This is a genomic window from Flavihumibacter sp. CACIAM 22H1 (assembly GCF_001601815.1).
GTDB lineage: Bacteria > Bacteroidota > Bacteroidia > Chitinophagales > Chitinophagaceae > Flavihumibacter.
This window is the reverse complement of sequence record NZ_LUKG01000011.1, coordinates 62,239-69,997: the sequence shown is the minus strand read 5'-3', so window position 1 is coordinate 69,997 and position 7,759 is coordinate 62,239. Positions and strand designations below refer to the sequence as shown.

The 7,759-nt window shown below is 45.4% G+C and carries 7 protein-coding genes; all 7 read left to right on the top strand.

Annotated elements, in window-relative coordinates:
- The coding region (locus tag A1D16_RS05470; RefSeq protein ID WP_290708273.1) for an N-acetylmuramoyl-L-alanine amidase at positions 1–874 on the top strand (874 nt) is incomplete at its 5' end.
- 65 nt (positions 875–939) lie between these two features.
- Entirely contained in the window at positions 940–3,867 is a 2,928-nt protein-coding gene (locus tag A1D16_RS05465) for a glycoside hydrolase family 3 N-terminal domain-containing protein (protein WP_290708272.1), read from the top strand.
- A gap of 93 nt (positions 3,868–3,960) precedes the next feature.
- The gene (eno, locus tag A1D16_RS05460; protein ID WP_290708271.1) at positions 3,961–5,247 is read left to right on the top strand and encodes a phosphopyruvate hydratase; all 1,287 of its coding nucleotides are present in this window, start codon (positions 3,961–3,963) and stop codon (positions 5,245–5,247) included.
- A gap of 54 nt (positions 5,248–5,301) precedes the next feature.
- The gene (locus A1D16_RS05455) at positions 5,302–5,601 is read left to right on the top strand and encodes a septum formation initiator family protein (protein WP_290708270.1); all 300 of its coding nucleotides are present in this window, start codon (positions 5,302–5,304) and stop codon (positions 5,599–5,601) included.
- Between the two features lie 207 nt (positions 5,602–5,808).
- Complete coding sequence (locus A1D16_RS05450; RefSeq protein ID WP_290708268.1) at positions 5,809–6,039, top strand: hypothetical protein; 231 nt, start codon at positions 5,809–5,811, stop codon at positions 6,037–6,039.
- Positions 6,036–6,707, top strand: a complete 672-nt coding sequence (gene nth / locus A1D16_RS05445; protein ID WP_290708267.1) for an endonuclease III — start codon at positions 6,036–6,038, stop codon at positions 6,705–6,707. The genes A1D16_RS05450 and nth overlap by 4 nt, the downstream gene beginning before the upstream one ends.
- 229 nt (positions 6,708–6,936) lie before the next feature.
- A partial coding sequence (locus A1D16_RS05440) for a hypothetical protein (protein ID WP_290708266.1) occupies positions 6,937–7,759 on the top strand: 823 nt, incomplete at its 3' end.

The window sequence follows — 7,759 nt, the reverse complement described above, 5'->3', positions numbered from 1 at the left end:
TGAATACCTGGCAGATCAGTATGCGGCAGGGGAAGGGGAAGAGCTGGAATATGCAGAAATTTTACTGGAACGAAGTATCCAGGCGCGGCAGTTTTACCTATCCAATCATTTTTTTCAACACCAAATAAAACGAAGAATTACTATGCTTACCAGTATCCAACTCAGAAAAGCAGGCTATTGGAGCCGCCTGCTGGCGCTTCCGCTCATAATCTGCACCACCCTGCTATTACTGGCATTTGTTAGTAGAAAATCAGCCGCAAGGGTAGTGGCGGAAAAACCAATAACGATTGTTGTGGATGCAGGCCATGGTGGAAAAGATCCCGGCGTTACGGCTACAGACGGATTCACGGAACAACTGCTCTGCCTGCAAATAGCGCGGAAAGTAGAAGCACTGGCCCCCGCTTATAATGTAGAGGTAGTATTAACCAGGAAGGATGAGCAACTGCCCGGCAACCACACGGATCCAACGGAGGCAAACCGATGGAGGGTAAACTTAGCTAACAGCCTCCAACCTGCCCTGTTTTTATCGATTCATATCAACGGCAGCCTAAATACTGCATTGAATGGCATTGAAATCTATGTCCCGGATCAAAACGGTACCAATCCCAATAAAGTGCTTTCACGTGAGGCCGCCCAGATCTTCCGGCATCAACTGAATGAGCTTCTTCCGGTAACGGGTATTAAACAGCGCGAAAAAAAGGGGATATGGGTGCTGGAACAGTCTATTAGCCCGGCCCTGATGGTTGAATGCGGATTTATTACCAACCCGGCCGACTTCTCCTATATCCGGGAAGACCTGAACCAGGAGAAAATTGCCCGAAAATTATTAGAAGCAGCCGTGCTGTTTGCCGGGCATCAAAAGAAAACAAACTAACAGGTTTGCGTATTACGATGCGGGAATTTGCTGAAATGTGCGGCTTTTTTCAATAACTTAGGGAAATGAAACAAACTTGGTTATTGGCAGGAGCAATGCTGGCAGCCACCAGTCTTGCCGCACAAAAAAAATCGAACTTAGGAGCAGCTCAATGGGTGGACAGTGTGTTCAAAACCCTGACAAACGATCAGAAAATAGCCCAATTAATGATTGTCCGGAGTTCGGGCATCAAAAACGGCTTACCGGTTTTTTATGACAAAGAAGTAGAAGAAGCCATCCGTACCTATAATATTGGAGGTATCTGTGTTTTTCAGGGCGGACCGGTTCAGCATGCGCTCCGGATCAATAACTTCCAACGTATGGCAGCCACCCCCTTACTGGTAACAGTTGATGCGGAATGGGGATTGGGAATGCGGTTCGACAGTGTGCAGAGTTTACCCCGGCAGGTAATGATGGGTGCCACAAATGACCCGTCTCTCATGTATGATTACGGAAAAGCCGTGGCAGAACAATGTAAAAGGATGGGCATCCAGGTAAATTATGCCCCGGTAGTAGATATCAATAACAATCCTGCCAACCCGGTTATCGGCGAACGGTCGGCCGGCGAAAACAAAATCAAGGTTACCGAACTCGGTATACAGTATATGAAAGGTTTGCAGGACCATGGAATCATGGCCTGTGCCAAACATTTTCCCGGCCATGGCGATGTTGCCGTAGACTCGCATTACGATTTGCCGCTTATCGCCAAATCGAGGCAGGAGCTTGATTCAATGGAGCTTTATCCCTTCCGGGAACTGATCAAAGCAGGTGTTGCCAGCGTAATGGTGGGGCATCTTTCCGTTCCCGCCATCGACCCGGAGAAAAACAGGCCCAGTTCTGTATCAGCCAAACAGGTGAACCAGCTATTGAGAGAAGAACTTGGCTTTAAAGGCCTCACTTTTACCGATGCGCTGGAAATGAAAGGCATCACGAATTATTATCCTGATGGGGAAGCTTCCGCACAATCTTTGATCGCAGGAAATGATATGCTTTGCCTGCCGGGTGATATCCCGGGTGGAATTGCAGCCGTTAAGCGGGCGATCCGCAAAAAGCAATTGTCCTGGATTACCATTAATGAAAAAGTGAAAAAAGTACTGCTGGCGAAGTATGAATATGGACTTGCTAACCTGTTGCCCATTGACCTTCACAATTTAACGGCGGATCTGAATAAAGAAATCCCAGGGCTGCGCCGAAGAGTGGCGGAGGAGGCAATAACCCTGGTAAGGAATGAAAATGTTGCTATTTTCCCTTTGCAACCGGGCACTAATCGCCGGGTAGCCTATGTTGCTATAGGAACCAATGAAAACAATCCATTGGCAGACCGTATGCGGAAAGATTATGGGGCTCATACCTATTTTTTCAGCAACCGGCTCGATGAAAATGCGGCCAATGCACTGATCCAATATATGATCGGCCAGTATGATGTGGTCATTGCCGGCGTACATTCCTACAACCGCACACCAGCCAGAAATTTCGGCATAAATGCAGCCGGCCTTCACCTGTTGGGGCACCTGAAAGATAATCTTCCGACCATTACCGTCTTTTTCGGAAACCCCTATGCCATCAGTAATTCCTGCAACAGCCAGGTGCTGCTGGCGGCATATGATGATGATCCTATAACCCAGGAAACCGCTGCAGACCTGATCAACGGGAGAATTAGTGCCAAAGGCAAACTGCCCGTAACCGTATGCCCTGAATTTCCGGCCGGCACCGGCCTGGTAAAGGAGCGAATATTACCCGAAACCTGGGCCGGTAACCTGGGGTTTGATTACCAGCAATTGGCAAAAATCGACTCTGTTTGCCTGGATGCCATCCAACAGCAAGCAATTCCGGGTTGTGTGGTGCTGGTAGCCCGGGATGGTAAAATTGCCTACGAACGTTCTTTCGGTACCTATACGTATTCGGATTCTACCCCTATGTATTGCGAAACCATTTTTGACCTGGCATCTGTTACCAAAGTAATGGCAACCACCCTGTCGGTTATGAAGCTGGTAGATGAAGGGAAACTGGATATCAACAAAACCCTGGGCGATTATATCAGCTGGACCAGAGGATCAGACAAAGCAGCCCTTCGCATCAAGGACATTTTATTACACGAAGCAGGACTCAAAGCATTTATACCCTTTTACCGGGAAACAATTGATGCGGTGGATGGCAGCCCTAGCGGTAGTTTTTATGCCAATAAACCCGATAGCCTTTTTTCCGTGCGGGTAGCAGAGCATCTGTTTATGCGAAAAGACTTTACGGATACCCTTTATAAAAGAATTCTTCAAAGTGAATTAGGACCGGCCGGAAAATATATTTACAGTGATAATGATTTCATTTTCCTGGGCAAAATCGTAGAATCCATTTCCGGAATGAGCCTGGATGAATATACCCGGAAAACCTTTTATGAGCCCCTGGGCCTTAAGTATACCGGGTTTCTGCCCCGCAATCATTTTCCGGCTAATTATATGGCACCTACTGAGCAGGAAACTATTTTCCGTAAACAACGGCTCCAGGGAGATGTACATGACCCGGGGGCAGCTATGTTTGGCGGTGTGGCCGGCCACGCAGGTCTGTTTAGTACAGGATATGAACTGGCGGTATTATCGCAGTTATTGTTAAATAAAGGAACAATAGATGGCAAAAGCTACTTCAAGCCCTCCACGGTAGACTTGTTTACGGTATACGCAAGTGGCATCAGCCGGCGTGCATTAGGATTTGATAAACCGGAAAGGGATAATGCCATTCGCAAGGAGCCATATCCGGCGGCCTATGTATCTGCTCAAACCTATGGCCATACCGGTTTTACCGGAACCTGCGTATGGATAGATCCTAAGTACAACCTAACCTATATTTTCTTAAGTAACAGGGTGGTGAACAATGGAGACCCCAACCGGTTTTTGAAAATGAGCGTACGGCCTAAAGTGCAGGATATTATTTACAGGTCGATGGGGGTGGGGGCAAAGTGACCGGGAAAGGGACATTTTTACTTTTTACTTTTCCTTACATTTGTGGCCGCTTGCTGTGCACACATTCATCTCAAAATCAAACAAGCAAAAACAATGAGTTACATTTCCGAAGTACACGCCCGGCAGATACTGGACAGCCGTGGAAACCCCACAATTGAAGTAGATCTTATTACAGACGAAGGCGCGCTTGGCCGTGCTGCCGTTCCGAGTGGAGCCAGTACCGGCATTCACGAAGCGGTTGAACTGCGTGATAATGACAAGAAAAAATATGTGGGTAAAGGTGTGCTGAAAGCCGTTAAAAATGTAAACACCATTATTGCTGAAAAGCTGTTGGGATGGGATGTTTCTGACCAGGCAGGAATTGATAACCTGATGATTCAGCTGGATGGTACCCCCAATAAAGGAAAACTGGGTGCGAATGCACTGCTGGCAGTATCTATGGCGGCTTCCAAAGCAGCTGCTATTGAGGCCGGTCTCCCTCTCTACCGCTACATCGGAGGAACCAATGCAAAAACATTGCCCGTTCCTATGATGAATATTCTGAATGGTGGTGCGCATGCCGATAATAAAATTGATTTTCAGGAATTCATGATTATGCCAGTGGGTGCTACCAGCTTTTCGGAAGGACTGCGCTGGGGAGTTGAAATCTTTCATACCCTGAAATCTGTACTCAAGAAAAAAGGATACAGCACGAACGTAGGTGACGAAGGCGGATTTGCTCCCAATATTCAAAGCAATGAAGAAGCTATTGAAACCGTACTGGAGTCTATTTCGGCTGCCGGCTATAAAACCGGATCTCAAATCATGATTGCTATGGATGCGGCAAATTCCGAATTATGGGATGCCAAAACAAAAAAATACATTTTTCACAAAAGCGATGGCAAAAAACTGAGCCCTGACCAATTGGTAAAATACTGGGAAAGCTGGGTAAAGCAATACCCCATTGCCTCTATCGAAGACGGTATGGCCGAAGACGACTGGAATGGCTGGAAAGCATTAACAGAAGCTGTTGGTTCCAAATGTCAGCTGGTGGGAGATGACCTGTTTGTGACCAATGTTACCCGTTTACAACAGGGTATCGATAAAAGCATTGCCAATGCATTGCTGGTGAAAGTAAACCAGATCGGAACGATTACGGAAACCATCAACGCAGTAACCCTTGCACAGCATAATGGCTACAATACTATCATGAGCCATCGTAGTGGTGAAACGGAAGATAATACCATCGCTGACCTGGCGGTAGCGCTTAACTGCGGACAAATAAAAACCGGTTCTGCCAGCCGCTCTGACCGGATGGCAAAATACAACCAGCTTATCCGCATTGAAGAAATGCTGAATGAGTCGGCAGTATATCCGAAAAATCTTAAATTCGGTAAATAATTTCAGGAAGTAGGAAGGGTAGTGCTTAACTGTCCTTCCTACCCTATTTAACCAATGCAGGCGCTATTATCTCATATTCCTTCTTACCTGAAGAATAAATACGTACTGGCCGTACTGTTATTTGCCGTATGGATGGTGTTTTTTGATGACCGCGATATCATCACCACCCATTTTCGCTATAAAAAAGAACTCCATAACCTGGAGCAGAGCAAAGATTACTACCAGCAGCAGATTTCGGAAACCCGTGCAGAATTACTGCAATTACAAAATGACCCGGTTACGCTGGAACGATATGCCCGGGAAAAATATCGAATGAAGAAAGCTGATGAAGATGTGTATGTGATTGAAAATTAAAGCATTATAAGCTTTTTTCCGGGTTTATACAACACTTGCAGGAGCTTACCCCCTTTTGAACAGGCTTACCGTAGAAATTTTTCTAAAGAAACGTACAATTATTTTTAGGTTATTGCAATAATCTATTAATACTAATCGTTCTATAGATGGACGAAATCCCGGACTGGACCCCGGGTAATTTAATTACTGGACAAAAATGGTTTGCTTATGTCAATCTTTACACAGGAAGATTTACTACTTTATTTGTACAAAGAAACTTCCACCGAACAAAACAACTTAATCGAAGCGGCTTTGCAACAAGATTACGAACTCCGTCAGAGTTTAGTAAGTTTGCAGGAATCCATCCAACTACTCGACCAGCCAACAATTGAACCCCGTACCGAGGTTGTATTGTCTGTGCTGAATTATGCGAGAGAAGCGGTGGAAACTGGCGCATGACGATTAAAGAACGGTATTCTTACGTATTAGCTTATTTTCAACAACAGGCCCCCAATGCCGAAACGGAATTATTATACGATAATCCCTTTCAGCTATTGGTGGCCGTTGTATTATCTGCCCAATGCACCGATAAAAGAGTAAATCTTACTACCCCTGCGTTATTTGAGCGGTTTCCAGATGCTGCTGCCCTTTCAAAAGCGTCGGTAGAAGAGGTTTTTACCCTCATTAAAAGCATTTCTTACCCGAATAACAAAGCCAAACACCTGGTAGGGCTGGGAAAAATGCTGGTAGAAGAGTTTGGCGGCGAGGTACCGATGACCGTGGAAGAACTGGTGAAATTACCCGGTGTTGGCCGGAAAACCGCCAATGTAATTACCTCGGTGGTCGACGCACAGCCAAATATGGCTGTTGATACGCATGTATTCCGGGTTTCTGCAAGACTTGGCCTTACCCAACATGCTAAAACTCCCCTGGCCGCAGAGAAGCAACTGATTCGTCATCTCCCCAAAGACCTGGTGCATATTGCCCACCACTGGCTTATCCTTCACGGAAGGTATGTTTGCACCGCAAGATCCCCACAGTGTATTTCCTGCGGACTAAAAGAGGTTTGTAAGTTTTACAAAAAACAGCCAGCAAATCAACCAACCAAAACTACTCAAGGTAAGTAGGTATTTTAGGGGGATTCATGTAGAAAAAAATACGGGTGATTCGTCGAAAATATTTTGCCATTCATCGAAGCAACAAAATTCAAGTTGTTGATAATCAATTGTATAGCATCATTCGTAACTTTACTATAGGGCAAATTCAGCTGCTTTTACCTTGCAGGCAAGCATAAAAGCTAATATTTTTCGTTTTAGAACTAATCCGCATTCTGTAAAAAACGAAAAAGTACCCCTTATGAAGACAAAGCTATACGTAGCTGGAATTAGCGGCTGTCTGTTATTGCTTATAGCAATTTACCAGCCGTTCGTTCAATTCACTTCTAAATCCGTAGCACAATCCACCGAAGATTTATCAGCGGGTAAATCGGTGCTCAATTACGAGCAGGCTGCCATACCCGGGCTGGAGGTTAAAACACCGGCAAAAGTGGCTATTGTTAATAAGCAGGCTGTTGCAGAACTGCGCAAAAGCCCTAAAAAAGCAAAACAAATTCTGGCTAAAACAGCGCTTAAAAAACAGGCTGATATCAAAGATATGGAGCCGGTAATGGAGAAATCTAATGAACTGCTGGCGGATCTATTGAAAACAGAAGCGGTATCCGATAAACTTCATCCGTATGTTGCCAGCAGCAAAACGGCAAGTCGCCGGGTGAAAACAAAACTTCCGCAAGCAGAAGTAGAAATCCCGGAAGAGGTAATGGTAAATGCCAGTCCCAAACGTGCCGGCCGTACCGTCATCAACTATAATACAGAAGAAACTGCAGTAAACACCTCGTATAAAGAAGAAGCGGAGCTTACCAAAACAAGTAAAAAAGATCGTTTTCCACATGGAAATGATGAAGCAGAAAACAGCCTCGTAGAATCTGGCGTGCTGGCAGCGGAATCGGCTACAAAAGCGGAGAAAAAAGAAAAAACCTACAGTTTTAGGGGTAAAACAGAGGTTAAAACCAGCTTGTACAAATACATTCCTCCATTTTGGGATGGCTTTTCACCAGAAATCGGAAATGAATCTGCAGATCGTACAGAAGTTATTCAGAAAGCAAAAAAATTGGCAGCCATGG

Bases quoted from the DNA above. Each gene is read 5' to 3' on its own strand.
- eno (WP_290708271.1), top strand. From the start codon at position 3,961: ATGAGTTACATTTCCGAAGTACACGCCCGGCAGATACTGGACAGCCGT.
- nth (WP_290708267.1), top strand. From the start codon at position 6,036: ATGACGATTAAAGAACGGTATTCTTACGTATTAGCTTATTTTCAACAA.
- A1D16_RS05450 (WP_290708268.1), top strand. From the start codon at position 5,809: ATGTCAATCTTTACACAGGAAGATTTACTACTTTATTTGTACAAAGAA.
- A1D16_RS05455 (WP_290708270.1), top strand. From the start codon at position 5,302: ATGCAGGCGCTATTATCTCATATTCCTTCTTACCTGAAGAATAAATAC.
- A1D16_RS05465 (WP_290708272.1), top strand. From the start codon at position 940: ATGAAACAAACTTGGTTATTGGCAGGAGCAATGCTGGCAGCCACCAGT.